Annotated in this window: 19 protein-coding genes and 1 pseudogene; 9 read left to right on the plus strand and 11 right to left on the minus strand. The window is 68.7% G+C overall.

The features are described from left to right. Nucleotides 1-94 precede the first annotated feature (94 nt). Nucleotides 95-1,147 (minus strand): phosphoribosylformylglycinamidine cyclo-ligase, encoded by a 1,053-nt coding sequence (purM, locus tag BLU54_RS13980; protein ID WP_091909490.1) that lies wholly within the window; start codon nt 1,145-1,147, stop codon nt 95-97. A 143-nt stretch (nt 1,148-1,290) separates the two neighbouring features. Between purM and hda the strand changes: the two genes are divergently transcribed. Both hda and BLU54_RS13990 read left to right on the plus strand, forming a co-directional pair. Continuing rightward, entirely contained in the window at nt 1,291-2,019 is a 729-nt protein-coding gene (gene hda / locus BLU54_RS13985) for a DnaA regulatory inactivator Hda (RefSeq protein WP_091909920.1), read from the plus strand. Nucleotides 2,020-2,099: 80 nt separating this feature from the next. Further along, on the plus strand, nt 2,100-2,786 hold the full coding sequence (locus tag BLU54_RS13990) for a histidinol-phosphatase (RefSeq protein WP_091909493.1): 687 nt from the start codon (nt 2,100-2,102) through the stop codon (nt 2,784-2,786). Here the strand turns inward: BLU54_RS13990 and BLU54_RS13995 are convergent. Continuing rightward, nucleotides 2,773-3,357, minus strand: coding sequence for a hypothetical protein (locus BLU54_RS13995; RefSeq protein ID WP_139169695.1), 585 nt, complete (start codon nt 3,355-3,357; stop codon nt 2,773-2,775). The two genes, BLU54_RS13990 and BLU54_RS13995, sit on opposite strands and share 14 nt — an antisense overlap. On the opposite strand from BLU54_RS13995, the pseudogene pcnB reads away from it, so the two are divergent. From pcnB to panB, 4 genes and pseudogenes are all read left to right on the plus strand, one after another. Further along, nucleotides 3,245-4,936, plus strand: a pseudogene (pcnB, locus tag BLU54_RS14005) (polynucleotide adenylyltransferase PcnB); the annotation flags it as partial. The gene BLU54_RS13995 and the pseudogene pcnB overlap by 113 nt on opposite strands. Before the next feature lie 142 nt (nt 4,937-5,078). After that, complete coding sequence (gene folK / locus BLU54_RS14010; RefSeq protein ID WP_091909498.1) at nt 5,079-5,609, plus strand: 2-amino-4-hydroxy-6-hydroxymethyldihydropteridine diphosphokinase; 531 nt, start codon at nt 5,079-5,081, stop codon at nt 5,607-5,609. Nucleotides 5,610-5,622: 13 nt separating this feature from the next. Next, nucleotides 5,623-6,480, plus strand: a complete 858-nt coding sequence (locus tag BLU54_RS14015; protein WP_091909501.1) for a deoxynucleoside kinase — start codon at nt 5,623-5,625, stop codon at nt 6,478-6,480. A gap of 86 nt (nt 6,481-6,566) precedes the next feature. Further along, entirely contained in the window at nt 6,567-7,397 is an 831-nt protein-coding gene (gene panB, locus BLU54_RS14020; RefSeq protein ID WP_091909504.1) for a 3-methyl-2-oxobutanoate hydroxymethyltransferase, read from the plus strand. Between the two features lie 253 nt (nt 7,398-7,650). Here the strand turns inward: panB and BLU54_RS14025 are convergent, their stop codons facing one another. The 5 genes from BLU54_RS14025 to grpE all read right to left on the minus strand — a co-directional run bounded on the left by BLU54_RS14025 (nt 7,651) and on the right by grpE (nt 14,145). Beyond that, nucleotides 7,651-9,714, minus strand: coding sequence for a chorismate-binding protein (locus BLU54_RS14025; protein ID WP_091909926.1), 2,064 nt, complete (start codon nt 9,712-9,714; stop codon nt 7,651-7,653). Nucleotides 9,715-9,805: 91 nt separating this feature from the next. Then, a complete protein-coding gene (dnaJ, locus tag BLU54_RS14030; RefSeq protein WP_091909507.1) occupies nt 9,806-10,933 on the minus strand; it encodes a molecular chaperone DnaJ in 1,128 nt (375 codons plus the stop codon). A 148-nt stretch (nt 10,934-11,081) separates the two neighbouring features. Next, nucleotides 11,082-13,037 (minus strand): molecular chaperone DnaK, encoded by a 1,956-nt coding sequence (gene dnaK / locus BLU54_RS14035; protein ID WP_091909510.1) that lies wholly within the window; start codon nt 13,035-13,037, stop codon nt 11,082-11,084. A gap of 124 nt (nt 13,038-13,161) precedes the next feature. Next, nucleotides 13,162-13,569 (minus strand): thioredoxin family protein, encoded by a 408-nt coding sequence (locus BLU54_RS14040; RefSeq protein WP_091909514.1) that lies wholly within the window; start codon nt 13,567-13,569, stop codon nt 13,162-13,164. Between the two features lie 9 nt (nt 13,570-13,578). After that, nucleotides 13,579-14,145: a nucleotide exchange factor GrpE gene (gene grpE / locus BLU54_RS14045; protein WP_091909517.1), complete on the minus strand. Its 567-nt coding sequence runs from the start codon at nt 14,143-14,145 to the stop codon at nt 13,579-13,581. A 530-nt stretch (nt 14,146-14,675) separates the two neighbouring features. On the opposite strand from grpE, the gene BLU54_RS14050 reads away from it, so the two are divergent. Continuing rightward, nucleotides 14,676-14,855: a hypothetical protein gene (locus BLU54_RS14050; protein ID WP_091909520.1), complete on the plus strand. Its 180-nt coding sequence runs from the start codon at nt 14,676-14,678 to the stop codon at nt 14,853-14,855. On the opposite strand, the gene BLU54_RS14055 is transcribed toward BLU54_RS14050, so the two are convergent. Genes BLU54_RS14055 through hrcA form a run of 3 tightly spaced genes read right to left on the minus strand, consistent with a single transcriptional unit; the run spans nt 14,827 to nt 17,453 of the window. Next, nucleotides 14,827-15,306 carry an RNA-binding S4 domain-containing protein gene (locus BLU54_RS14055; RefSeq protein WP_091909522.1) on the minus strand — a complete coding sequence of 160 codons (480 nt, stop codon included), beginning with the start codon at nt 15,304-15,306 and terminating at the stop codon, nt 14,827-14,829. The two genes, BLU54_RS14050 and BLU54_RS14055, sit on opposite strands and share 29 nt — an antisense overlap. Beyond that, nucleotides 15,297-16,400: a ferrochelatase gene (hemH, locus tag BLU54_RS14060; RefSeq protein ID WP_091909525.1), complete on the minus strand. Its 1,104-nt coding sequence runs from the start codon at nt 16,398-16,400 to the stop codon at nt 15,297-15,299. Before hemH ends, BLU54_RS14055 begins: the two co-directional genes overlap by 10 nt. Nucleotides 16,401-16,436: 36 nt before the next feature. Continuing rightward, entirely contained in the window at nt 16,437-17,453 is a 1,017-nt protein-coding gene (gene hrcA / locus BLU54_RS14065; protein ID WP_091909528.1) for a heat-inducible transcriptional repressor HrcA, read from the minus strand. Nucleotides 17,454-17,665: 212 nt separating this feature from the next. Here hrcA and BLU54_RS14070 point away from each other — a divergent pair, with 212 nt between their 5' ends. Both BLU54_RS14070 and recN read left to right on the plus strand, forming a co-directional pair. Then, complete coding sequence (locus tag BLU54_RS14070) at nt 17,666-18,559, plus strand: NAD kinase (protein WP_091909929.1); 894 nt, start codon at nt 17,666-17,668, stop codon at nt 18,557-18,559. 44 nt (nt 18,560-18,603) lie between these two features. Beyond that, a complete protein-coding gene (gene recN, locus BLU54_RS14075) occupies nt 18,604-20,271 on the plus strand; it encodes a DNA repair protein RecN (protein ID WP_091909531.1) in 1,668 nt (555 codons plus the stop codon). Nucleotides 20,272-20,500: 229 nt separating this feature from the next. Here the strand turns inward: recN and glnE are convergent, their stop codons facing one another. Beyond that, nucleotides 20,501-23,347 (minus strand): bifunctional [glutamate--ammonia ligase]-adenylyl-L-tyrosine phosphorylase/[glutamate--ammonia-ligase] adenylyltransferase, encoded by a 2,847-nt coding sequence (gene glnE, locus BLU54_RS14080; RefSeq protein ID WP_091909534.1) that lies wholly within the window; start codon nt 23,345-23,347, stop codon nt 20,501-20,503. Nucleotides 23,348-23,622 lie beyond the last annotated feature (275 nt).

Genomic DNA, 23,622 nt, shown 5'->3' on the forward strand with positions numbered 1-23,622 from the left:
GCAGCGGCCGGGTGTGCGTAAAACGAAAAAGGCGGTGGCCGGTCGTGCCGGCCACCGCCTTTCGCCTTGCCACCTACACGGTACGCCTGCGCGTTCAGCGGACGATGGTTTGCGCCTCGCCGTCATTGCGGCGGCGGATCGTGCCGAGGTTCCAGACGATCTCGCCCGCCGCGGACAGCAGGCCGCTGGCCAGCGCGGCATCGTCGGACGACACCACGATCACCATGCCGACGCCGCAGTTGAACACGCGGTGCATTTCGTCGTCGGCCACGCCGCCCTCGCGCTTCAGCCAGTCGAACAGCGGCGGCAGCGGCCAGTTGCGATGATCCAGCTCGGCCGTCAACCGCTCGCCGAGAATGCGCGGCACGTTGTCGAGCAAGCCGCCGCCGGTGATGTGGGCGATGCCCTTGACCGACACCTTGGTGAGCAGATCGAGCACCGGCTTCACGTAGATGCGGGTCGGCGCCATCAACGCGTCGGCCAGGCTGCGCCCGTCGAAATCGGCCTGCAGATCCGGCTGCGCGCGCTCGATGATCTTGCGCACCAGCGAATAGCCGTTCGAATGGATGCCGCTCGACGCCAGGCCGAGCACCACGTCGCCCGGCTCGATGTTGCGGCCGTCGATGATGCGGCTCTTCTCGACCACACCGACCGCGAAACCGGCCAGGTCATATTCGCCGTCCGGATACATGCCGGGCATCTCGGCAGTCTCGCCGCCAAGCAGCGCGCAGCCGGCCAGCTCGCAGCCGGTGGCGACACCGCCGACCACCGCGGTGGCCGTGCCGACGTCGAGGCGTCCGCACGCGAAGTAATCCAGGAAGAACAGCGGCTCGGCACCCTGTACCAGGATGTCGTTGACGCTCATCGCAACCAGGTCCTGCCCGACCGAGTCGTGCCGGTTCAGCTCGAAGGCGAGCTTGAGCTTGGTACCGACGCCGTCGGTGCCCGAGACGAGCACCGGTTCCTTGTACCGCTTCGGAATCTCGAAAAGTCCGCCGAAGCCGCCGATGCCGCCCAACACGCCTTCGCGCATGGTCCGCTTCGCCAGCGGCTTGATCGCGTCGACCAGACGGTCGCCGGCATCGATGTCGACGCCAGCGTCGCGGTACGACAATCCCTGACCGGCAGGGGCTTTCGAATCGTTCATGAAAGGGAAAACGGTAAGGTTCGGTAGAATGCGGATTTTAACCCATCGCCGTCGCGCCACCCGATGAATTCGCCCCCGGCCCCGTCGCGCCAGCCTGCCGCCCGGCCGACGGCATGCCGCCGCCGCTCGCCGGGGACACGATGATGGCCGCCGCGTTCCGCCAGTTGCCGCTCGACCTCGGCGCGCCGCCGCTGCCGACGTTCGACAATTTCGTGGTCGGCGACAACCAGGAAGTGCTCACGCAGTTGCGGCGGGTGGCGGCCGACCTCGAGCGCGATCCCATGCAGGCCGACACCCTGCAGGCGCGCGCCTCGCGCGCCGATGGCGCCTGCTATCTGTGGGGCGAACCCGGCAGCGGCCGCTCGCACCTGCTGCAGGCGCTGTGCTTCCGCATCGGCGCGCCGCGCGCGCGGCTGCTGCGCCCGGAAAGCCCGCTGTCGAGCTTCGCCCACGATCCCGCCGTCGCGCTCTATGCGATCGACGATTGCGAACGCCTGCCGCCGGCGCGGCAGATCGCCGTGTTCAACCTGTTCAACGAGATCCGGGCCGAGGGACGCGCGGCGCTGGTGGCGGCCGGCGATGCGCCCCCCGCGCAACTGGCGCTGCGCGACGACTTGCGCACCCGGCTGGGCTGGGGCCTGGTCTATCGACTCGCACCGCTGAGCGACGCCGGCAAGATCGCGGCGCTGTCGGTGGCTGCGCGCGAACGCGGCCTGTCGCTTGCCGCCGACGTGCCGGCCTATCTGCTGCACCATTTCCAGCGCGACATGACCAGCCTGATGGCGCTGCTCGACCGGCTCGATCGCTTCTCGCTGGAAACGCAGCGCGCCGTGACTGTTCCCCTGCTGCGCGCGATGCTGGCGCGCGCCTGATCCGCAAGCGCTACGCCGGTGGCCGCGCCGCGCGGGCGGGCGCCGCTCCCGACGAGCCCGCTTGCAGTAGAATTCGTGCAATGAAACGACTAGCCCTGTTCGACCTCGATCACACCCTGATTCCCACCGACAGCGACCACGCCTGGGGCCGCTTCATGGTGGAGGAAGGCATGGTCGAGCGCGCGCGCTTCGAGCGCGAAAACCTGCAGTTCTACGAGGATTACAAGGCAGGCTGCCTCGACATCGACGCTTATCTGCGCGTTGCGCTGGAGCCGTTGAGCCGCTACAGCCGGGCCGAGCTGGACCGTTTCCATGCTCGCTTCATGGCCGAGGTGATCGCACCGCAGATCCTGCCGGTGGCACGGCAACTGGTCGACGAACATCGCAAGGCAGGCGACCTCTGCTGCGTGGTCACCGCGACCAATGCCTTCGTGACGCGACCGATCGCACAGGCCTTCGGCATCGAGCACCTGATCGCGGTCGATCCCGCCACCGAGGGCGACCTGCCCGAGGCCCGCTATACCGGCCTGGTGAAGGGCATGCCGAGCTTCCAGGCTGGCAAGATCGTCCGCACCGAGGGCTGGTTGGCGGCAATGGGACTGGGCTGGGGCGATTTCGAGAAAAGCTTCTTCTACAGCGATTCGCGCAACGACATTCCGCTCCTCGAAAAGGTCAGCGATCCGGTCGCGACCAACCCGGACGACACGCTGCGGGCGCACGCCGAGCGCCTCGGCTGGCCGATCCTCGAACTGTTCAAAGCGACGTGATAAGAAAAATCATCCGCAAGCTGTTCGGTGCCGCCGAGCAGCCGAGCGCCGCCGGCGCCAACGACGCCGGTACCGAGCAGACACCGACGTCGGACACGACACCGGCTGCCACCGCCCCGGACGAGGCCACGCCACGCGTGCGCCGCCCGCGCGGCGCAACCAGGCACGACACGCCCGTGCCGGACGCCGCCAGGCAGCGCGCTGCGGCGGCCGATGCGGACAAGCGTGCCGGAAGTGCCGGAAGTGTCGGCAGTACGGCGAGCGGTAGAAAGCGACCGGCACGTGCGGCTGCCGACGCGTCGGCAACCGCTGCCGCAAGCGACAGCGCAACCGACACGCCAGCCGACACGCCAGCCAACACACCAAGCAGCACCGCCAGCGATGCCGGCAGCGGGCGGCGCGGCAGTCGCGGCCGCGCTAACGCTTCCGCTTCCGCTTCCGCATCGTCCGCATCCCACGCCGCGTCGTCCACGGCGGCGTCCACGGCGGCGTCCACGGCGGCGTCATCACGCAGCGGCGCCGCGCCGCGCACCGATGCCCCGGTCAGCGTGCCGCAGGAAAGCCACGGCATCGACGCACGCTTGATCTCGCGTAACGCCGTGCGCGTCACCGACACGCTGCAACAGGCCGGCTACCGCGCCTTCATCGTCGGCGGCGCGGTGCGCGACCTGCTGCTCGGCGTCGCGCCCAAGGATTTCGACGTCGCCACCGACGCAACCCCGGAACAAGTCGTCAAGCTGTTCCGGCGCGCGCGGCTGATCGGTCGCCGCTTCCAGATCGTGCACGTGCAATTCGGTCCGGAGCTGATCGAGGTCTCGACGTTCCGGGGCCTTTCGAACGGCCTGCCGAGCGCCGAACTGCCGGCGCCCGAATCCGTCGATGCGATCGACGCGGCGGCGGCGCGCGTGGCGCCCGCCGAGATCGAGGCGCTGGCCGCCGCCAGGGATGCCGAGGCCGACCCGGCCGATTCGGACGACGACGCCCAGGAGCCGGCCGGCACCTCGACCGACACCATCACCGACACCATCACCGACACCGAGCGCGACGGCGGCGACGGCGGTGAAGGCCGCGGGCGCCGCCGTCGGCGGCGGCGCGACGACACGATCGGGCCGCACGCCGTCGATGCGAGCGGGCGCGTGTTGCGCGACAACGTCTGGGGCGAGCAGCACGAGGATGCGCGCCGCCGCGACCTGACGATCAACGCGATGTACTACGATCCGGCCACCCAGACGGTGCTGGATTACCACGATGGCCTGGCCGACGCGAAACGCGGCGTGCTGCGCATGATCGGCGAGCCGCTCACCCGCTATCGCGAGGATCCGGTGCGGATGCTGCGCGTGGTCCGCTTCGGTGCCAAGCTCGACTTCGATGTCGACCCGGCCACGCGCGCCCCGATCGCGGAGCTGCGCGGCCTGCTCTCCGACGTGCCGGCCGCCCGGCTGTTCGACGAAAGCCTGAAGCTGCTGCTGTCCGGCCACGCCCGCGCCAGCATCGACCGCCTGCGCACCGAGGGCCTGGACGCGGCGCTGCTGCCGACACTGGCCGAAACGCTGGCGGACCCGGTCGGCGAACGCTTCCTCACACTGGTCTTGACGCGCACCGACGAACGGATCGCCTCGGGGCGCACGGTGTCGCCAAGCTTCCTGTTCGCGGCGCTGTTGTGGCTGCCCGTGCTGCGCGCCTGGCATGGCTACGTGGCCGCCGGCGAATTGCCGGTGCCCGCGCTGCACCGGGCGATGGATCAGGTGCTCGACGAGCAGTTGCGCAAGCTGGCCATCCATCGCCGTTTCACTGGCGACATGAAGGAAATCTGGGGCCTCCAGCAACGGCTGGAGAAGCGGCCGGGACGTTCGGCGTTGAAGCTGCTGGAACACCAAAAATTCAGAGCGGCGTATGATTTCCTCTTGTTGCGCGCGGAAGCCGGCGAGATCGACGCCGCCGTCGCGCAATGGTGGACGGATTTCATCGAAGGCGATCTGGGCGCGCGCGAGGCGCTGCTGGCCAATACCGGCGGTGCGCGGGAAAAATCGCGGCGGCGCCGGCGTGGCGGCGCACGGCGCCGTCCGGCGGGCGAAGGCGGCCCGAATGCCGACGGCGGCGGCGCCGAGCATCGCTCGAACGACGGCCCATCGTCGTCCGGCGGAGAGTGAGTACGCTGGCGTCTTGCTTCGCGACGCCGGCAGCACATCCGCCCGTTTTCAGGAACCCGCTGGATCGCGGCGACGGCAACTGCGTCCGCCCGGCCCGGCCACGCGCGACGGGAATCGCTTTGCATCTGTCGCAGGAACGCTTATGACGGTAGCTTATCTCGGCCTCGGCGCAAACCTCGGTGACGCGCGCCAGACCTTGAAAGACGTGGTCGTTTGCCTCGCACAGCAGCCGGGAATCACCGTGCTGGCCAAGTCGAGCCTGTATGTGAGCAGCCCGGTGGATGCGGCCGGCGATGACTATCACAACTGCGTCGTGGTGGTCGGCACGACGCTGGACGCGCGCGCGCTGCTCGAACTGTGTCTCGATATCGAGACGCAGTTCGGTCGTGAGCGGTCCTATCGCAACGCGCCGCGCACGCTCGACATCGACCTCCTGCTGTTCGGCGACGAACAAATCGACGAACCGGACCTCGTCGTCCCGCATCCGCGCGTGACGCAGCGCGCCTTCACGCTGTTGCCGCTGGTCGAACTGGATGCCGACGTGGTGGTGCCGGGCAGCGGTCGCGCCCGCGATCATCTGCCGTCGGTCGCCGGCCAGCGCATCGAGAAGGTCATGGTTTGCCAATGCCCACTGCTCGGCTCGCGCGCGCCCCAGCGCGCGAGCGTGCGCTGACCCCGTATCGCCGATGGCCACTTCCATCCTGCCCGGCCTCGCGAATCAGGCCAGCCTGACCGGACTGCCGCCGCGCGACGAGCACGGCCAGCCGCGCTACCGCTATGTGGTGGTCGAAGGGCCGACCGGCGTCGGCAAGACGGTCGTCGCCGAAGCCCTGGCGCGGCGCTGGGGCGTAGGCTTCTTCGCCGAACACGCGGTCGCGCTGCCTGGCGACCCGATGCCCGGCGGCGTCCCCGCCGGACCTGCGTTGAGCGCGGCGCCGGCCGGGCTCAGCGGCGCATTCGGTACGTTAAGCACGTTAGGCGGACTGGGCACGCTCGGCAGCGGCGCGGGCTTCGCCGGCAGCCCGGCCCTGCCGCTGGCGCTCCAGCACGATCCGACCCGGCACGCGCTGGCCGCGCAACTGAGTTTCATGCTGCAGCGTGACGAACGCGCCCGCGCGCTGGGCGAGGAAAACGCCCAGCCGCTGACCACGCCGATCGTCTCGGACTTCCTGCCGGAGAAGGACCGGCTGTTCGCGCGGCTGACGCTCGACGACAACGAATTCGTGCTTTACCAGCGCCTGGCCGAACGCATCGTCGCGCCGGTGCGCGCACCGGATCTGGTGATCTATCTGCAAGCCAGCGTCGAAACCTTGTTCGACCGGATTCAGCGCCGCGCCCATCCCGCCGAATGGCAGGCCACGGACAGCTATCTGCGCGCATTGAACGAAAGCTACGATGCTTTCTTCTATCATTACGATCGCGCGCCGGTGCTGTCGGTCAACACCGACACGCTCGATCTTCCGGCCGATGCCGGCGACTTCGATCTGCTGCTGGGCCAGATCGAGGCGATGAAAGGACGCCGCGCGTCGTTCGCGAAGGGCTGAGCGCCGGCAGGCGCGGCGGGCCGGCAATGGCCGACGCCCGGCCCGTCTGTTGTATCCTGCCGCCTTCCGCACAGGGAGGAGACCCGATGACTTATCTCAAAGAGACGGAAGCGGCGCAACGTCCGATCACCGTGCCCCGGCTCGTGCAGATGCGCGCCGATGGCGAGCGGATCGCGATGCTGACCTGCTACGACGCGAGCTTCGCGACGCTGCTGGACCGTGCCGGCGTCGATGCGCTGCTGATCGGCGATTCGCTCGGCAATGTGCTGCAAGGCCATCAGACGACGCTGCCGGTCACGCTCGACGACGTTGCGTATCACACCGCATGCGTTGCACGCGGCACGCGCCGTCCGCTGATCATCTCGGACCTGCCGTTCGGCGAAGTGGCCTCGCGCGAGAGCGCTTATCTCGCCGCGACCCGACTGCTGCGCGCCGGCGCCGCGATGGTGAAGATCGAGGGCGGCGCCTGGCTTGCCGATACCGTACGCTTTCTCGTCGAACGGTCGATTCCCGTCTGCGCGCATATAGGCCTGACACCCCAATCGGTGCATGCATTCGGCGGCTTCAAGGTGCAGGGCCGCGGCGACGAGGCGGCCGCGCGCGTGGTCGAGGATGCACGCGCGCTCGAAGCGGCGGGCGCGCAACTGCTGGTCATCGAGGCGGTGCCCTCGCCGCTCGGCGCCCGCATCACCGAGGCGATCTCGATACCGACCATCGGGATCGGCGCCGGCGTGGACTGCTCGGGGCAGGTGCTGGTACTGCACGACATGCTTGGCATCTATGCGGGACGCCGGCCGCGTTTCGTGAAGGATTTCGTGTCCGGCGCGGCATCGATCGAAGCAGGCGTGACCGCCTATGTGAAAGCCGTGAAGGATCGAAGCTTCCCTGGACCCGAGCACACCTTCGAGCCTGCCTGAGACCGGCCGCATCGCGCCAAACGATGCGTGGGTGGCGAGCACGTCCGGCACGCCTCGGCGCAACGCCCCCTCAACGCGAAGCGGGGGCCCCTCAACGCGGAGCTGGGGCCCCTTAACGCGAAGCGGGGGCCCCTTAACGCGAAGCGGGGGCCCCTTAACGCGAAGCTGGCCCCCCTTAACGCGGAGCTGAAGCCCCTCACCGGGGAGCCGACGCCGGCGCGATGGCGGCGCAGCGGCCCGGCGCCGCGAACCGCTAAGGGGCCAGCGACGAGCCGCCGCCAACGCCCGGCCAGGGCCGCAGGCGCGCGGGCACGGCGCCCCGCAGTGCATTGCAGACCAGCAACGCCTCCGCATTCGCCAGATCGTCCGGCGACAGGCTGCGTTCGCTCGCCTGCCACGCCGGATCGGCCAGCAGCACCGCCCGCATCACGCCGGGCAGCAGACCGTCGGCGACCGGCGGCGTGAACCACCGCCCGCCGATGCGCGCGAACAGATTGCTCCGCCCGCCTTCGGTCACGTCGCCGCGCGCGTTGCGGAACAGCATGTCGAAGCCGCCCTGCGTTTCGGCGGCCTGCCAGGCGCGGTCGTAGCGCGCCCGCCGCGTTGTCTTGAAACGCAGCAGCGGATCGTCGCCCGGCACCGTGCCGAACGCATCGGGTGCCAGGAATACGTCGACCGGATGCCCAGGGAGCGGCGCCAGCGCACCGCTCCGCACAGTCAGGCCGCCATCGTGCGCCAACTCGACGCGCAGGCGATGGACGGTACCCCGCGCCACGCTGGCGCATGCCGCGTCGATCTGCGCGTTCACCGCCGCCAGGTCGCAAACGAAGCCCAGCCGCCGCGCCGCCTCGCCAAGACGCGCCAGGTGCCGTTCGCGGTGGCGAATCGTGCCATCGATCAGGGCCAGGGTCTCGAACAACGCGAAACCGGGCGCGACGCCACTCAGGAAGCGCCCTTTGAGCAGGCATTCGCGCCACTCGTCGCCCGCCTCGCTATCGAGCACGATGCCGGCGCCCACGCCCATTCGGCCGGGCCGGGCCCGCGCGTCGGCGAGCGGCGCGTTCACGATGGCGCCGGGCGCTTCGAGCGCCAGCGTGCGGATCGCCACCGACAGGCAAAAATCGCCGCAGCGGCGCCCGTCGGCCGGCGCCTCGAGCCAGCCGATCGCGCCGGTGTACAGGCCGCGCGGCGACGCTTCGAGCGTGTCGATCAACGCCATCGCACGTCGCTTCGGTGCACCGGTGATCGAGCCGCACGGAAACAGCGCCGTCATCACCTCCGCGAAGCCGCGCGCCGGCGGCAACGCGGCTTCCACCGTCGAGGTCATCTGCCAGACGGTCGGCAAGGCCTGGGTTTCGAACAAGGCCGGCACGCGCACCGAGCCGGTCCGCGCGACACGGCCGAGGTCGTTGCGCAGCAGGTCGACGATCATCACGTTCTCGGCTCGGTTCTTCGCGCATCGGGCCAGCCCGTCCGACGCCGCGCGATCCGCGTCCGGCGTTGCGCCACGCGCCGCCGTGCCCTTCATCGGCTGCGCCAGCAGGATACCCGACACATGCCGGACGAACAGTTCCGGAGAGAACGACATCAGCCAGCGCGCCGGCCGGCCGCTGCTGCCGCCGACCGCTGCTTCGTCGCCCGTGCCGGGCAAAGTGCCAATCAATGCACCGTAAGCGGCGGGCTGACGCGCGCGCAGCCGCAGGTACAGCCCGAACGGCGAGCCGAAAGTCGCAAAATGCAGGCGAAACGTATAGTTGATCTGATAACACTCGCCGGCTTCGAGCGCTTCGCGTATCGCCGACATCGCATGCTCGAACGCCTCGTACGAAACGTCGGCGCGGCAATCGAGCAGGCCGGCAACCGACGGCGCCGAGCCTTGCGAAGCGCTATCGGCGTCGGGCAGATCGTCGGGCGCGCTGACGCGGCGGTCGCAGTCGCGAAGCCAGCCAGACACCGCGTCGGCATCGAGGTGCTCGCAGGTCTCGAACAGCCAGACGCGCAGGTCGCCACCGCCGTGCGCCGGCGCTTGCCCACCCGGCAACGCACGCTGCACGCCCCATTCGTAGTCCGCCAGAACGACCGCGTGCTGGCCAGCCCGTAGCGCGGCGTCGACTGCGTTGTCGAAATCGTCCATCGAACCGTGCTGCGGCGCGCAAAGCTCGCAGCGGAAGCCGCGATAGAGACGGCTGCGCGGCACGCCAGCGTCCGCCCCGGCGTCGTCCAGCAGAACGAAACGCCCGGCCGCGTGAGCGGTCCGGGCGTCGAGTGAGGATGCGGATGCAGGGTACGGCACGTGCAGAGCGTCGCGGGTCGTCATGACCAGCATGGTACACGCGCAGGCGGTGCCGGGAAGATGCCGAGGCGGGGCGGCCGCCTGCGCGGCGGACCGGTCGCCCCGGCTCGTCGCTTCAGGCGAAGAAGCTCTTCATCTTGTCGAACCAGCCCTGGCTCTGCGGACTGTGCCGATCGCCGCCTTCGGCCAAGGTGTCCTCGAACGAGCGGAGCAGTTCGCGCTGGCGGTCGGTGAGCTTGACCGGCGTTTCGACCTGCACATGCACGTAGAGATCGCCCGGCACGCTCGAACGCAGGCCCTTGATGCCCTTGCCGCGCAGCCGGAAAGTCTTGCCCGACTGCGTGCCTTCGGGCACGGTGAAGCTGGCCTTGCCGGCCAACGTCGGCACCTCGATCTCGCCGCCCAGCGCCGCGCGCGTGAACGAGATCGGCATCTCGCAATGCAGGTCGTCGCCGTCGCGCTCGAAGACCGGGTGGCGCTTGATGTGGATTTCCACATACAGATCGCCGGACGGGCCGTTGTTCAGGCCCGGCTCGCCGTTGCCCGCCGAGCGGATCCGCATGCCGTCGTCGATGCCGGCGGGGATCTTCACTTCCAGCGTCTTGGTCGTCTTGAGCTTGCCCGCGCCGTGGCAGTGCGTGCACGGTTCCGGGATCACGGTTCCGGTGCCGTGGCACTTCGGGCAGGTTTGCTGGATGCTGAAGAAACCCTGCGACATACGCACCTGGCCGACACCGCCGCAGGTGCCGCAGGTCTGCGGCGACGTGCCCGGCTTGGCGCCCGAACCGTGGCAGACGTCGCAGTTGTTCCAGCCGGGCACGCGGATCGTCGTGTCGTAGCCATGCGCCGCCTGCTCCAGCGTGATCTCCATGCTGTAGCGCAAGTCGGAACCGCGATACACCTGCGGGCCGCTGCGGCCGCCGCGCGCGCCGGCCTGCGCGCCGAAGATGTCGCCGAAGATGTCGCCAAAGGCCTCGGCGAAACCGCCGAAGCCCTGCTGGCCGGCGCCCATGTTGGGATCGACGCCGGCGTGACCGTACTGATCGTATGCGGCCCGCTTCTGCGGATCGCTCAGCATCTCGTACGCTTCCTTTACTTCCTTGAAGCGTTCCTCGGCCGACTTGTCATCCGGATTGCGGTCCGGATGGTATTTCATCGCCAGCTTGCGATAGGACTTCTTCAGTTCGTCGTCGCTCGCATTCTTCGCGACGCCGAGCACTTCGTAAAAATCTCTTTTGGCCATTCTCGTGCCTTGTCTGGTTGTGCGCCCACACAGCACGCGCACCTTGCGGACATGCGCGCGTGGCGCACAAAAGCATATGGCGGACGGTGCCTAGGCCCCGTCCGCCACCCGCCCGGCGCACCGCGCGCCGGGCGCAACGGGCTCGAACTCAGTCCTTCTTGACTTCCTTGAAGTCGGCGTCGACCACGTCGTCGGCGGCCGCGTTCGGCTGCGCCTCGGCACCCGCTGCCGACGCACCACCCGCCGCGCCGGCGGCACCGGCGGCACCGGCCGCGCCAGCCTGCATGTCGGCGTACATCTTCTCGCCAAGCTTCTGCGAAGCCTGCGCCAGCGCCTCGGTCTTCTGCTCGATGGCGGTCTTGTCGCTGCCCTTGACCGCTTCCTCGAGCTCGGTGATCGCGGCTTCGATCTTCGACTTTTCGTCGGCATCGAGCTTGTCGCCGTACTCACCCAGTGCCTTCTTCGTGCTGTGCACCAGCGCTTCGCCCGAGTTGCGCGCGTCGATCATCTCGCGCAGCTTCTTGTCTTCGGCCGCGTTGAGCTCGGCGTCCTTCACCATCTTCTCGATCTCGCCTTCCGACAGTCCGGAGTTCGCCTTGATGGTGATCTTGTTTTCCTTGCCGCTCGCCTTGTCCTTGGCCGAGACGTGCAGGATGCCGTTCGCATCGATGTCGAAGCCGACTTCGATCTGCGGCACGCCACGCGGCGACGGCGGGATGCCTTCGAGATTGAACTCGCCCAGCAGCTTGTTGCCGGAAGCCAGCTCGCGCTCGCCCTGGAACACCTTGATCGTCACCGCCGGCTGATTGTCGTCGGCCGTCGAGAAGACCTGAGCGTGCTTGGTCGGGATCGTGGTGTTCTTCGGAATCATCTTCGTCATCACGCCACCGAGCGTCTCGATACCCAGCGACAGCGGCGTCACGTCGAGCAGCAGCACGTCCTTGCGATCACCCGACAGCACCTGGCCCTGGATCGCGGCACCCACGGCGACTGCCTCGTCCGGGTTCACGTCACGGCGCGGTTCCTTGCCGAAGAACTCCTTCACCTTCTCCTGCACCTTCGGCATACGGCTCATGCCGCCGACCAGGATCACGTCGTCGATCTCGCTGGCCTTCACGCCCGCGTCCTTGATCGCGACGCGGCAAGGTTCGATCGTGCGTTCGATCAGTTCCTCGACCAGCGCTTCGAGCTTGGCGCGCGTGATCTTCAGGTTCAAGTGCTTCGGACCGCTGGCATCCGCCGTGATGTACGGCAGGTTGATTTCGGTCTGCTGCGAGCTCGACAACTCGATCTTCGCCTTCTCGGCCGCTTCCTTCAGGCGCTGCAGCGCCAGCACGTCCTTCGACAGGTCGACGCCCTGTTCCTTCTTGAACTCGCCGATGATGTAGTCGATGATCCGCTGGTCGAAGTCTTCGCCGCCCAGGAAGGTGTCGCCGTTCGTCGACAGCACTTCGAACTGCTTCTCGCCGTCGACGTCCGCGATCTCGATGATCGACACGTCGAAGGTACCCCCACCCAGGTCATACACGGCGATCTTGCGGTCACCCTTCTCGGCCTTGTCCAGGCCGAACGCCAACGCCGCCGCGGTCGGCTCGTTGATGATCCGCTTCACGTCCAGACCGGCGATGCGGCCCGCATCCTTGGTGGCCTGGCGCTGGCTGTCGTTGAAGTACGCCGGCACGGTGATCACCGCCTCGGTGACCGGCTCGCCAAGGTAGTCCTCGGCGGTCTTCTTCATCTTGCGCAGCACTTCTGCGGAGATCTGCGGCGGCGCATACTTCTGACCGCGCACCTCGACCCACGCATCGCCGTTGTCGGCCTTGACGATGCTGTACGGCATCAGGCCGATGTCCTTCTGGACTTCCTTTTCCTCGAAGCGACGACCGATCAGACGCTTGACCGCGAACAGCGTGTTGCGCGGATTGGTCACGGACTGGCGCTTGGCCGGCGCGCCGACCAGAATCTCGCCGTCTTCCATGTACGCGATGATCGACGGCGTGGTCCGCGCGCCTTCGGCGTTCTCGATCACCTTGACCTGCTTGCCTTCCATCAGCGCGACGCACGAGTTGGTCGTGCCCAAGTCAATCCCAATGATCTTGCCCATTTTTTCCTTTTCTCCTGGCGCTGCCCTCGGGCGGCGCCGACCTTAATCAGAATGCTTCGAAAGTAGAGGTGCCGTTCGGCATTTCAAGACCCTGCCCCGCGCAGGGCCGTCATTTTTTCCGCTCTCAGGCAGTGCCACCGCCCTCGCGTCCGGCCGACGCCGCGATCTTCTCGCGCGCCGCGTCCACCGCGGTGCGGAACTGCGCGATGCCGTGCCATCCGGTGGCGCGCCCGAGACGCTTGCCACGATGGAAGAAGAACCATGTCGGCACGCCGTGCAACGCGAAGCGGCGCCCCAGCGCCGGCTGCGCGTAGACATTGGCGTGATACCAGCGCAGGTCGAGCGCGCGGATCGCCTCCGGCTGCGCAAGCATCGCCTTCTTCGCGATCTCGCAATTGAAGCAGTCGAGTCCCCAGAAGAACACGACCGCCAGTTCATCGCCCGCTTCGGCCAGACCCGCGTCGAAGTTCTCGGCGTCGAGTTCTCGCATCGCGAACGTCTCGAACGCCGCATGATCGACCGGCACGGTCATCGCCTGCTCCTACTTGGGTGCGGAAACGGTGACCAGAGCCGGACGCAGCACCCGCTCGAAGATCGTGTAGCCCTTCTGCAGGACGGTGACCACCGTATTGGCCTCCTGCTCGGTCGGCACGCTCGCGATCGCCTGATGGCGGTGCGGATCGAACTTTTCGCCGACCGCCGGACTGACCGCCAGGATCTGGCCGCGCTCGAGCGCCTGCGTCAGCTGCCGGGCAGTCAGTTCGACGCCTTCGCGCAACTTGGCGATGTCGCCCGACTGATCGGCGCGCGCGGCCTCCAGACTGTCGACGACCGGGACCAACTGCTCGGCAAGGCTTTCGATCGCGAACTTGCGCGCCTTGGCGACCTCGTCCTGCGCGCGACGCCGCACGTTCTCGACCTCGGCCTTGGCGCGCAGCAGTTCTTCCTTCCATTGCGCCGCCTCTGCCTGTGCTTCGGCGAGACGCGCGTCGAGATCATCCGCGGCGGCAGGCGCTTCGCCTGCGCTTGCCTCGGTCGGCACCGCTTCGGCGGCGAGGCCCTCGGTGTCTTCGGGGCTGTTGGACTGGCTGGATTGCTTGTCTTCCATGCTTTTTCCGTCAGTTTCTGAAATCTCGTCCACAGCGAAGGCCTGTGAAATGCCTATCGCCGACCACCACTTGGGGACAACGCCCGGTAATTCAAGCCACGACCGGTCGAATTTAGCGATTCGCGTCACGCGGTGAGCGCGCTGCTCCGATGGTCGTGGCCTGCGACGGTCGGCTCCCTCGCACAGCATGACCGTCGGATGGCGCACGGCACGACCGGCGGGACAGGCAGGACGGGCAGGACGGGCCGTGGCAGACCAACGCAGACCTGCGCGTCTTGCGGCCGTCCGTCGCAGTCCACGCGCAATACCAGCTTTTATCTGCCGGTGACCGCAGTCGCCTAAGCAAACAGGCTAGGTCCGTGGTGATGAGCGGCCGCGGCAACGCAGACCCGCACGATCGTTCGTGGGTGCAGCGCAACACGCGTTGGCACAGCCCTTGCTAAAATTTCCTTGTCGCGATCGCGGGCGTTGGACGGCCCAGAGTCGAGCCGGGCGCAGGCTGAATGCGCCGTCCATGTAAGAGAACCCCGATGAAGCTCACCCTCGCCGTCTTTTTCGTCGCGCTGCTGCTGGCGGCCGGCACCTTCACGCTCTGTGCCTCGCCGGTGCTGAGCGAGCGCAACCTCGAATACGGCGGCGTCCAGGCGCTGTTCTCGTCGTCGGGGTCGAGCGCACCGACCGTCACGCATCCCTGTCGAGCGTGTCGCTGAAGGCGTCGCCCGCACCGCTGACCGCTCCATCGCGCAAGTCGTCGCGCAGGTCGTCGCGCAGGTCGTCGATCACGCGCCGTTCGCGCTTCGTCGGGCGGCCCGTCAGCTTGGCGGCCGGCTCGCGGAACAAGCGACGGCGCTCCGCTTCGGCGCGTCGCCTGGCCTGACTTTCGTCCGTCTCGCGATACATCGTCTGGGCAAGCGGCGCTGGCCCCCGCGACTCGCAGATTCCCTCGACCACCACTTCACGCAGCACCCCATCCTGCTCGATTCCGACGGTGTCGCCTATCCGCACGTCGCGCGATGGCTTGACCGCATTGCCGTCGATCGTGATCCGGCGCTTGTCGATCGCCGTGCTGGCCAGCGAGCGCGTCTTGAAGAAGCGCGCGGCCCACAGCCATTTGTCGACGCGCATCCGCGCGGCGGGATCGGTGGATACGGTCAGTCCCATGTGCTGCCCCTCATGACCGGCGCGCCCGCGCCTGTGTCGGTGTCGGTCGACACGCCGCCGGCTGGCCAGCCCTGCACATGACGCAGGATCAACGCGCCCAGCGCGTCGATCCATTCGGGCGCATCGTTCAGGCACGGAATGCGATGATACTCGCGCCCCCCGGCGTGCAGGAACTCGTCACGAACCTCCATGCCGATTTCCTCAATCGTCTCTAGGCAGTCCGCGGTGAATCCGGGGCAGAACACGTCGACGCGCTTCACGCCCGCCGTGCCATGGGCCGCAAGCGTCGGCGCCGTATAGGGCTGCAGCCACTCCGCGCGTCCGAAGCGCGATTGGAAGGTCACTTCGCAAGCCCCTGCCGGCAACGCCAGCGCCTCGTTCAGGAGGCGTCCGGTGGCGACACACTGTTCGTAGTAAGGGTCGCCCAGCGCGATCGTGCGCTTCGGCACGCCGTGAAAGCTCAGTACGAGCCGGTCGCCGGCGGCGAAATCCGGCCTGCCGTGCTGCGCCCAATAATGCGCGATCCGGGCCGCCAGCGCCGCGATATAGCCTGGGTCGTCCGGATAGTCCTTCACCGTGCGCACTTCCAACTGGTTGCGCATCCGCGCCATCAGCGCGAACGCTGCGTCGAACGCGGTCGCGGTGGTCGACGCCGAGTATTGCGGGTACAGCGGCAACAGCAGCACGCGCCCGATGCCACGTGCCTTCAACTGCCGTAGCACCGTCGGGATGTTCGGCGTACCGTAACGCATCGCATACTCGACCGTCACGCGGTGCCCGCGCGCGTCGAGCCACTGCTGGACCAGCCCTGCCTGCCGCTCGGTGAACACCTTCAGCGGCGAGCCGGCTTCGGTCCACACCGTCTCGTACTTGCGTGCGGACGCGCGCGAGCGCAACGGCAGAATGGCCAGGTTCAGGATGAGTTGCCAGACCAACGGCGGAATTTCCACCACGCGCGGATCGGACAGGAATTCGCGCAGGTAGCGGCCGACTTCAGGCGGCCGCGGCGCGTCGGGTGTGCCGAGGTTGATCAGCAAGACGGCGACGGAGTGCGCGCCCTCGGCGGGCCGAGGAACTTCGGGATCGAAACGCATGGGATGTCGGTGACTTCGGCCCGACCATTATAGCCATCAGGCCTGGCTGAGCGCGTTGGAGACCAGCTTGGCCGTGATGTCGACGATCGAGATCACGCGGTCGTATGCCATTCGCGTCGGACCGATCACGCCGAGCGTGCCGACGATCGTGCCATCCACCGTGTAGGGCGCCGTGACCACGCTCATCTCTTCGATCGGGATCAGGTTGGAATCCCCGCCGATGAAGATCTGCACGCCCTGCGCCTGGCTGGACACGTCGAGCAGGCGCAGCAGGCTGGTGCGCTGGTCGAACAGCTCGAACATGCGGCGCAGGCGTTCCATGTTCGATGACAGGTCGGCGACTTCGAGCAGATTGCGCTCGCCCGAAATCAGCAGGTTGTCGTCTTCCCCGTCCTCGCTGCCCGCCTCGACCGCTTCCTGCATCAGCTGACTCATGTCGCCGCGCAGCGCGTCGATCTCGTCGCGCAGCCGGCGCTTGACCTCGTCGAAGCTCAGGCCGGCATAGTTCGCATTGATGAAGTTCGACGCCTCGACGAGTTGTGCCGGCGAGTAATCGCGCTGGCTGGCGATGATGCGGTTCTGCACGTCGCCTTCCGGCGTCACGATGATCAGCAGCAGTCGGCGCTCCGAGAGCCGGATGAATTCGATCTGCCGGAACGTATGGCTGCGGCGCGGCGTGAGCACCACGCCCGCGAATTGGGACAGGTTCGACAGCACGCCGGCCGCCGCCGCGACGACTTTCTGCGGCTGGTCGGGGCGCAGCCGATGCGCGACCGACAGGCGAAACGCCGCATCGTCGAATTGCGGCTGCGCGGTCAGCATCGTGTCCACGAACAGCCGGTAGGCGCGCGGGGTTGGAATGCGCCCCGCCGATGTGTGGGGGCTGGCCACCAGGCCGAGTTCCTCGAGGTCCGACATGACGTTGCGGACCGTCGCCGGACTCAGTTCGAGGCCCGAATACCGGGAAAGCGTGCGCGAGCCCACTGGCTGACCGTCGGCGATATACCTTTCGATCAGCGTCTTGAGCAGGGTCTGAGCACGTCTGTCGAGCATGACGACTATTCTACGGCGATTGGTTGGAAACGGAGGGCGGCCCCTGCGTGGCTGGCGGGCAGTCGCCGCAGGCGCCGCCAAGCCGTCATTTTATCCCGCCAGGCCGCCGCGCGGCGCGCGACGACGCGACGCCGTGGCGCGGCCGCCCGTGGCCGGCGCAGCCGGCATGGCGGCGATTCTGTTTCCCTCCTGCCTGTGGTGTAATGCCATGCATGGAAACAGGACCACATTTCAGGACGGTTGCGCTGGTTGGCCGGCCGAACACGCCGGGCATCGAGGTGCCGCTGCTCGCGCTGGCGGATCAGCTCTCGACCTGTTGCGCCCAAGTGGTCTTCGAGAACGACACCGCCCGCGACATCGGCGAGCACCGCTATCCGTCGGTCAGCGCCGATGAGATCGGCCGGCATGCGGACGTCGCGGTGGTGCTGGGCGGCGACGGTACGCTGCTCGGCATCGGCCGGCAGCTCGCGCCGTACGGCACGCCGCTGATCGGCATCAATCACGGCCGCCTCGGCTTCATCACCGACATCTCGCTCGACGAGATGGCCCACGTGGTGCCGGAAATGCTGGCCGGCCACTACGAGCGCGAGGAGCGCACGCTGCTGGAGGGGCGCATCGTGCGTGACGGCCGCACCATCTACGAAGCGCTGGCCTTCAACGACGTGGTGGTGAACCGCAGCGGCGTGTCCGGCATGGCCGACCTGCGCCTGAGCGTGGACGGCCGCTTCATGTACCGGCAGCGCTCCGACGGCCTGATTGTCGCGACGCCGACCGGTTCGACCGCCTATGCGCTGGCTGCCCAGGGTCCGATCCTGCAGCCCGAGCTGGCCGGCATGGTGCTGGTGCCGATCGCGCCGCATGCCCTGTCGAATCGACCGATCGTCGTGCACGACACGGCGGTGGTCGAGATCCGCTTCGTGGGCGGCCGCGACGTGAACGTCAATTTCGACATGCAGTCGTTCACCGCGCTGGAGATCGACGACACCATCGTCGTCGTGCGCTCCCGCCACCGGGTGCCGCTGCTGCACCCGAAGGGCTGGAGCTACTTCGCGACGCTGCGCAAGAAGCTGCACTGGAACGAGTATCCGTCCGAAGAGGACGAGTGAGTCCCCCGGCCGCGCCAACGCCCGTCTTCCGAACCGCCATCCCGATGCTCCATCTGCTCTCCATCCGCGATTTCGTCATCGTCGATTCGCTCGCGATCGAATTCGGCCCGAATTTCACTGTGTTCTCAGGCGAGACCGGTGCCGGCAAATCGATCCTGATCGACGCGCTGGCGCTCGTGCTGGGCGCGCGCGCCGACGGCGGCGTGGTCCGCGAAGGAGCGCAGCGCGCCGACATCAGCGCCGAATTCGACGTCGACGAACGGGTGGCGGTCTGGCTGGACCAGCAGGCGCTGCGGCAAGCGCCCGACGGCGACGCCGACACGCTGCTGCTGCGTCGGGTGATCGACGCGGGCGGGCGCTCGCGAGCGTTCGTCAACGGCACCCCGGTGACGCTCACGCAACTGCGTGAAGTCGGCGAGTTCCTCGTCGACATCCACGGCCAGCACGCCCACCAACTGCTGATGCGCGGCGACATGCAACGCCAGCTGTTCGACGAGCATGCCGGCCTGGCCGCGCTCGCCGCCGAGGTTGGCGAGGCCTGGCAGGGCTGGCGGCAGGCGCGCCGCGCCATCGATGCGGCACGCACGCGCGAGCGTGAAATCCAGCTCGAACGCGAGCAGCTGGCCTGGCAGCTCGGCGAACTCGACGCGCTGGCCCCGGCGGCCGGCGAGTGGGAGGAACTCAGCCAGGAACATCGCCGTTTGTCGCATGCGGCCAGCCTGCTCGAAGGCGCGCAAGCCGCGTTCGAGACGCTGAGCGAGGCCGACGACGCGGTGCTGGGACGCGTCGCCGGCCTGGTCGGACGGCTGCGCGATCTCGCGACGATCGACGAGCGGCTGGCGGAGGCGGTCGCCGCGCTCGAACCCGCCGAGATTCATCTGCAGGAAGCGGCCTACTCGCTCAGTCATTATGTGCAGCGCATCGAAATGGACCCCGAGCGCTTGCAGCAGGTCGAAACGCGCTTCGCCGCGTGGCATGCCCAGTCGCGCCGGCTCGGCATCGCGCCGGAAGTGCTGCCCGAGGCGGTGGCGGAGAAACGCGCGCGTCTTGGCGAACTGGATGCCGCGATCGATCTGGCCGCGCTGCAGGCGGCGTCGCTGCGCGCCGAACAGGCGTTCCGCGCCAGCGCGGCGCGGCTGTCGCTGGCCCGACGCGACAATGCGAGCCGGCTCGGCGACGCGGTCACCGCCGCGATGCAGGAGCTGTCGATGGCAGGCGGGCGCTTCGAGGTCGCGCTGCTGCCGCAGGAGGAAGGCGGACCGCATGGGCTGGAACAGGTGGAGTTCCGCGTGGCCGCGCATCCTGGCGTCGCGCCCCGCCCGATCACCAAGGTCGCGTCGGGCGGCGAACTGGCCCGCATCAGCCTCGCGCTCGCAGTCATCACCAGCAGTGCCAGCCCGACCCCGACGCTGATCTTCGACGAAGTGGACACCGGCATCGGCGGCGCCGTCGCCGAAGTGGTCGGCCGCCTGCTGCGCCAGCTCGGCACGCAGCGGCAGGTGCTGTGCGTGACCCACCTGCCGCAGGTGGCCGCGCAGGGCACACGGCATCTGCGCGTCGCCAAGGCCAGCGAGGACGGCGCGTCGACGATCAGCCGCGTGACGCCGCTGGACGCCGCTGGACGCGTCGACGAGATCGCCCGCATGCTGGGCGGCATTGAAATCACCGCGACGACGCGGCGGCACGCAAAGGAAATGCTGGCCACCCGCTAGCCTGCCGCCGGCGCGTGCCCCCGCTGGCAACCGCTGGCAACCGCTGGCAACCGCTGGCAGCCGCTGGCAAGCGCTGCCGCAGTGCAACGGGGTGCTCGACGACCTCTCGACGACCTCTCGACGACAGTCGCACCGACACTCGCACCGACAGTCGCAACGGCCATCGCCGCCCCCCGCCGCCCCACCCTCACGCCGGCGATGCGCGGCCGGCGCTTGCGAAGCCGGCGTGTCAGCCGGCGGTCGCCGGCCGCTCCGGTCCGAACACGTCCTGCCACAGGCGCCTCACCGCCTCCGCCTGGCTGGCGATACGCGCGTAGGGCACGCGCGCGGCGCGGCCGTCGAGACGCAGCGCGTGCTGCCGCGCGCGGTAGTCGCGGTAGGCATCGGCCACCTGGGCGGCCAGCGGCGGCGAGACCACGCCGGCTTCGGCGAGACGGGCAAGCAGCGCGATGTTGCCGGCATTGGCGTAGAGCGCCGGCCGCGCGTGCGCCTCGCGCAGCACCAGATACTGAACGATGAACTCGATGTCGACCATGCCGCCGCGGTCGTGCTTCAGGTCGAATTCCTCGCTCGGGTTCGGATGTCCGGCAAGCACCTTCTCGCGCATCGCGACAATCTCCCCGGCGAGCCGCGACGGGTCGCGCGTGCGGCCAAGCACGGCGCGGCGCACTTCCTCGAACGCCGCGCCGATGAGCGGGTCGCCCGCCGAGAAGCGCGCGCGGGTGATGGCCTGGTGCTCCCATACCCAGGCGACATTCGCGCCGTCCTCGCGCAACTGGTACGTGCGGAACGCCTCGAGGTCCGTCACCAGCAGACCGGCCATGCCATTGGGCCGCAAACGCAGGTCGATGTCGAACAGCACGCCGGCGCCGGTCGCCGTCGTCATCCAGGTCACCAGACGGCGCGCGAAACGCGCGTAGATGTCCGGCGCGTCCGGGTGCGGGTCGTCGTACAGGAAGATGATGTCGAGGTCGGACGCGTAGCCGAGTTCCTTGCCGCCCAGCTTGCCGTAGGCGACGATCGCGAAGCCGGGACGGTCGCGATGGCGCTTCGGCAGACTCGCCCAGACCACATCGACCACCACGTCGAGCACCGCGTCGGCCAGCGCCGACAGCTCGTCGCCGACCGCCTCGACGCTGACGCGGCCACGCAGATCGCGCAAAAGCACGCGGAACACTTCGGCCTGATGCGCATGCCGCAGCAGGTCCATCTGCTGTTCGGCGCCGTCCGCGCGCGCCAGCCGCTGACGCAAGCCGGCCTGGAAGGCGGCCGGATCGCATGGCGTGAGCGACTCGTCGTCCAGCAGTTCGTCGAGCAACTGCGGATGGCGCACCAGATAGTTCGCGCCCCAGCTCGATGCGCCGAGCACCTGCAGAACCCGCGCGAGCGCGGCAGGAAACTCCGTCAGCAGCGACAGATAGGCGGTGCGGCCACCGATCGCGGCCAGCAGGTCGATGAAGCGGGTCAGCGTCGCGTCGCGCGCGGCCGGGGGCGCTTCGCTCGCCACCTGCACGAGCGCACGCACCATCAAGGCATCGAAGCGCTCGCGCGCGCGGCCGCCCAGCGCCTGATAGCGCCGGCCAGCGCGGCTGTCGCGCAGACGATCGACGAGCGCGCCGCCCTGCGCGTAGCCAAGCGCCTGGAGTCGCGTTTCGGGCTGGGCGTCGCCGTTGCCCTCGTCCAGATCCTGGTGCCACAGCGCGGTGGCGAGCGCGGTGGCAGCGTCGCTATCGCCGGCCGCGCCCGGCGCGCCGTCGGCCGGGGCCACCGCCTCGGCCTCCCGCTTGTCCGAGAAGGTCGCGTCGAAATGCCGTTCGACTCGGTCCCGCCATTGCTGCAGCACCGCGGCAAAGGAGCCGAAGTCCGCGAACGACATGGCCTGCGCGAGCCGTTCGCGGGCCGCCTCGTCGACCGGCACCGCGTGGGTCTGCGCGTCCTCGACGTACTGCAGCCGATGCTCGACACGCCGCAGGAAATGGTAGGCATCGGCCAGCACCTGCATGTCCTCTGCGCCGATCAGCCCACGGTCGCGGGCCGCCGCCAGCACCGCCAGCGTCGGGCGGGCGCGCAGGCCGGCATCCTGGCCGCCCCGGATCAGTTGCAGCACCTGGGCGCTGAATTCGATCTCGCGTATGCCGCCGCGGCCGAGCTTGACGTCGTCCGCCACGTCCGGGCGCAGGTTGGCCCGGCGTACCGCTTCCTGGCGAATCTGAGCATGCAGCGCGCGGATCGCGTCGATCGCGCCGTAGTCGAGATAGCGTCGGTACACGAACGGGCCGGCCACCTTGCCGAGATTGCGCGCCAGCCGCGCGCCGGCCGCACTGCTCACCTCGCTGACCAGACGCCCCTTGATCCACGCGTAGCGCTCCCACTCCCGGCCCTGCACGTAGAAGTATTCCTCCAGCATCGCAAGACTGCACACGAGCGGGCCCGAGTCGCCGTTCGGGCGCAGGCGCGTATCGACCCGGAACACGTAGCCGTCCGCGGTGTGCTCGGCGAGCGCGCCGATCAGGCGCCGCGCGAGGCGCGTGAAATAGTCGTGGTTGTCGATGGCGCGCCGCGTGCCGCCGGCTGTCATGCCGTCCTCGTCGTAGACGAAGATCAGGTCGATGTCGGACGAAACGTTCAGCTCGCCGCCGCCCAGCTTGCCCATGCCGACCACGCCAAGCGTAAGCGGCGCTGCGTCGCTCTCGGCGAGCGGCGCGCCGAAGGTGGCGCCGAGTTCCGCTTCCAGACGCGCCAGGGCGGTCTCGATCGCCACCTCGGCCAGCCACGTCATGGCCACCGTCACCTCGCCCAGGTCGGCCGCACCGCTCAGGTCGCGTTCCATCACGACCAGGAACACCTCCGTGCGCAGGCGGCGAAGCGCGCGGCGCAGCGCTTCGTCGGCATCGCCGCCGGCCGCCTGGTCGAGTAGCGCCTGGCAACGCGCGGCGATCGCCTGTCGGCTCCAGGGCGCGGCACTCGCCGCCGCGACGCGTTCGGCAAGCGCGGGATCGGCGATGTACTGCCGGCGAGCATAGGCGGAATAGGCAGTGCTCCAGGGAGCGGGGCCAGCGGCGTGCTGTTCGGTCATCGTGGTCTGGGCGGCGTGCAATCGTGAGGCGGAAGGTTAGGCGGAACGCGAGGCAAGACGCGAGCTGAAACGTGGGGCGAAACGTGGGGCAAAGCGCAAGCAAGGCCAGGGCCGGGTGCATCACCCGACGCCCCGGCGGCACTGGCGGTCGCGCGCGACATGCCGAACGGGCGGAGCGCATGAAGCGCTGTGGTAACCTGCCGCGTTCCGGTCGGCGGTCCGCACCGATACGCCGGGGTAAGAATCCGGCGCGGCGCAAGATCACCGGCATCGAG

It is taken from the genome of Chitinasiproducens palmae (assembly GCF_900095735.1).
Lineage (GTDB): Bacteria > Pseudomonadota > Gammaproteobacteria > Burkholderiales > Burkholderiaceae > Chitinasiproducens > Chitinasiproducens palmae.

Bases quoted from the DNA above. Each gene is read 5' to 3' on its own strand.
- purM (WP_091909490.1), bottom strand. From the start codon at position 1,147: ATGAACGATTCGAAAGCCCCTGCCGGTCAGGGATTGTCGTACCGCGAC.
- hda (WP_091909920.1), top strand. From the start codon at position 1,291: ATGGCCGCCGCGTTCCGCCAGTTGCCGCTCGACCTCGGCGCGCCGCCG.
- BLU54_RS13990 (WP_091909493.1), top strand. From the start codon at position 2,100: ATGAAACGACTAGCCCTGTTCGACCTCGATCACACCCTGATTCCCACC.
- BLU54_RS13995 (WP_139169695.1), bottom strand. From the start codon at position 3,357: ATGCCGTGGCTTTCCTGCGGCACGCTGACCGGGGCATCGGTGCGCGGC.
- folK (WP_091909498.1), top strand. From the start codon at position 5,079: ATGACGGTAGCTTATCTCGGCCTCGGCGCAAACCTCGGTGACGCGCGC.
- BLU54_RS14015 (WP_091909501.1), top strand. From the start codon at position 5,623: ATGGCCACTTCCATCCTGCCCGGCCTCGCGAATCAGGCCAGCCTGACC.
- panB (WP_091909504.1), top strand. From the start codon at position 6,567: ATGACTTATCTCAAAGAGACGGAAGCGGCGCAACGTCCGATCACCGTG.
- BLU54_RS14025 (WP_091909926.1), bottom strand. From the start codon at position 9,714: ATGACGACCCGCGACGCTCTGCACGTGCCGTACCCTGCATCCGCATCC.
- dnaJ (WP_091909507.1), bottom strand. From the start codon at position 10,933: ATGGCCAAAAGAGATTTTTACGAAGTGCTCGGCGTCGCGAAGAATGCG.
- dnaK (WP_091909510.1), bottom strand. From the start codon at position 13,037: ATGGGCAAGATCATTGGGATTGACTTGGGCACGACCAACTCGTGCGTC.
- BLU54_RS14040 (WP_091909514.1), bottom strand. From the start codon at position 13,569: ATGACCGTGCCGGTCGATCATGCGGCGTTCGAGACGTTCGCGATGCGA.
- grpE (WP_091909517.1), bottom strand. From the start codon at position 14,145: ATGGAAGACAAGCAATCCAGCCAGTCCAACAGCCCCGAAGACACCGAG.
- BLU54_RS14050 (WP_091909520.1), top strand. From the start codon at position 14,676: ATGAAGCTCACCCTCGCCGTCTTTTTCGTCGCGCTGCTGCTGGCGGCC.
- BLU54_RS14055 (WP_091909522.1), bottom strand. From the start codon at position 15,306: ATGGGACTGACCGTATCCACCGATCCCGCCGCGCGGATGCGCGTCGAC.
- hemH (WP_091909525.1), bottom strand. From the start codon at position 16,400: ATGCGTTTCGATCCCGAAGTTCCTCGGCCCGCCGAGGGCGCGCACTCC.
- hrcA (WP_091909528.1), bottom strand. From the start codon at position 17,453: ATGCTCGACAGACGTGCTCAGACCCTGCTCAAGACGCTGATCGAAAGG.
- BLU54_RS14070 (WP_091909929.1), top strand. From the start codon at position 17,666: ATGGAAACAGGACCACATTTCAGGACGGTTGCGCTGGTTGGCCGGCCG.
- recN (WP_091909531.1), top strand. From the start codon at position 18,604: ATGCTCCATCTGCTCTCCATCCGCGATTTCGTCATCGTCGATTCGCTC.
- glnE (WP_091909534.1), bottom strand. From the start codon at position 23,347: ATGACCGAACAGCACGCCGCTGGCCCCGCTCCCTGGAGCACTGCCTAT.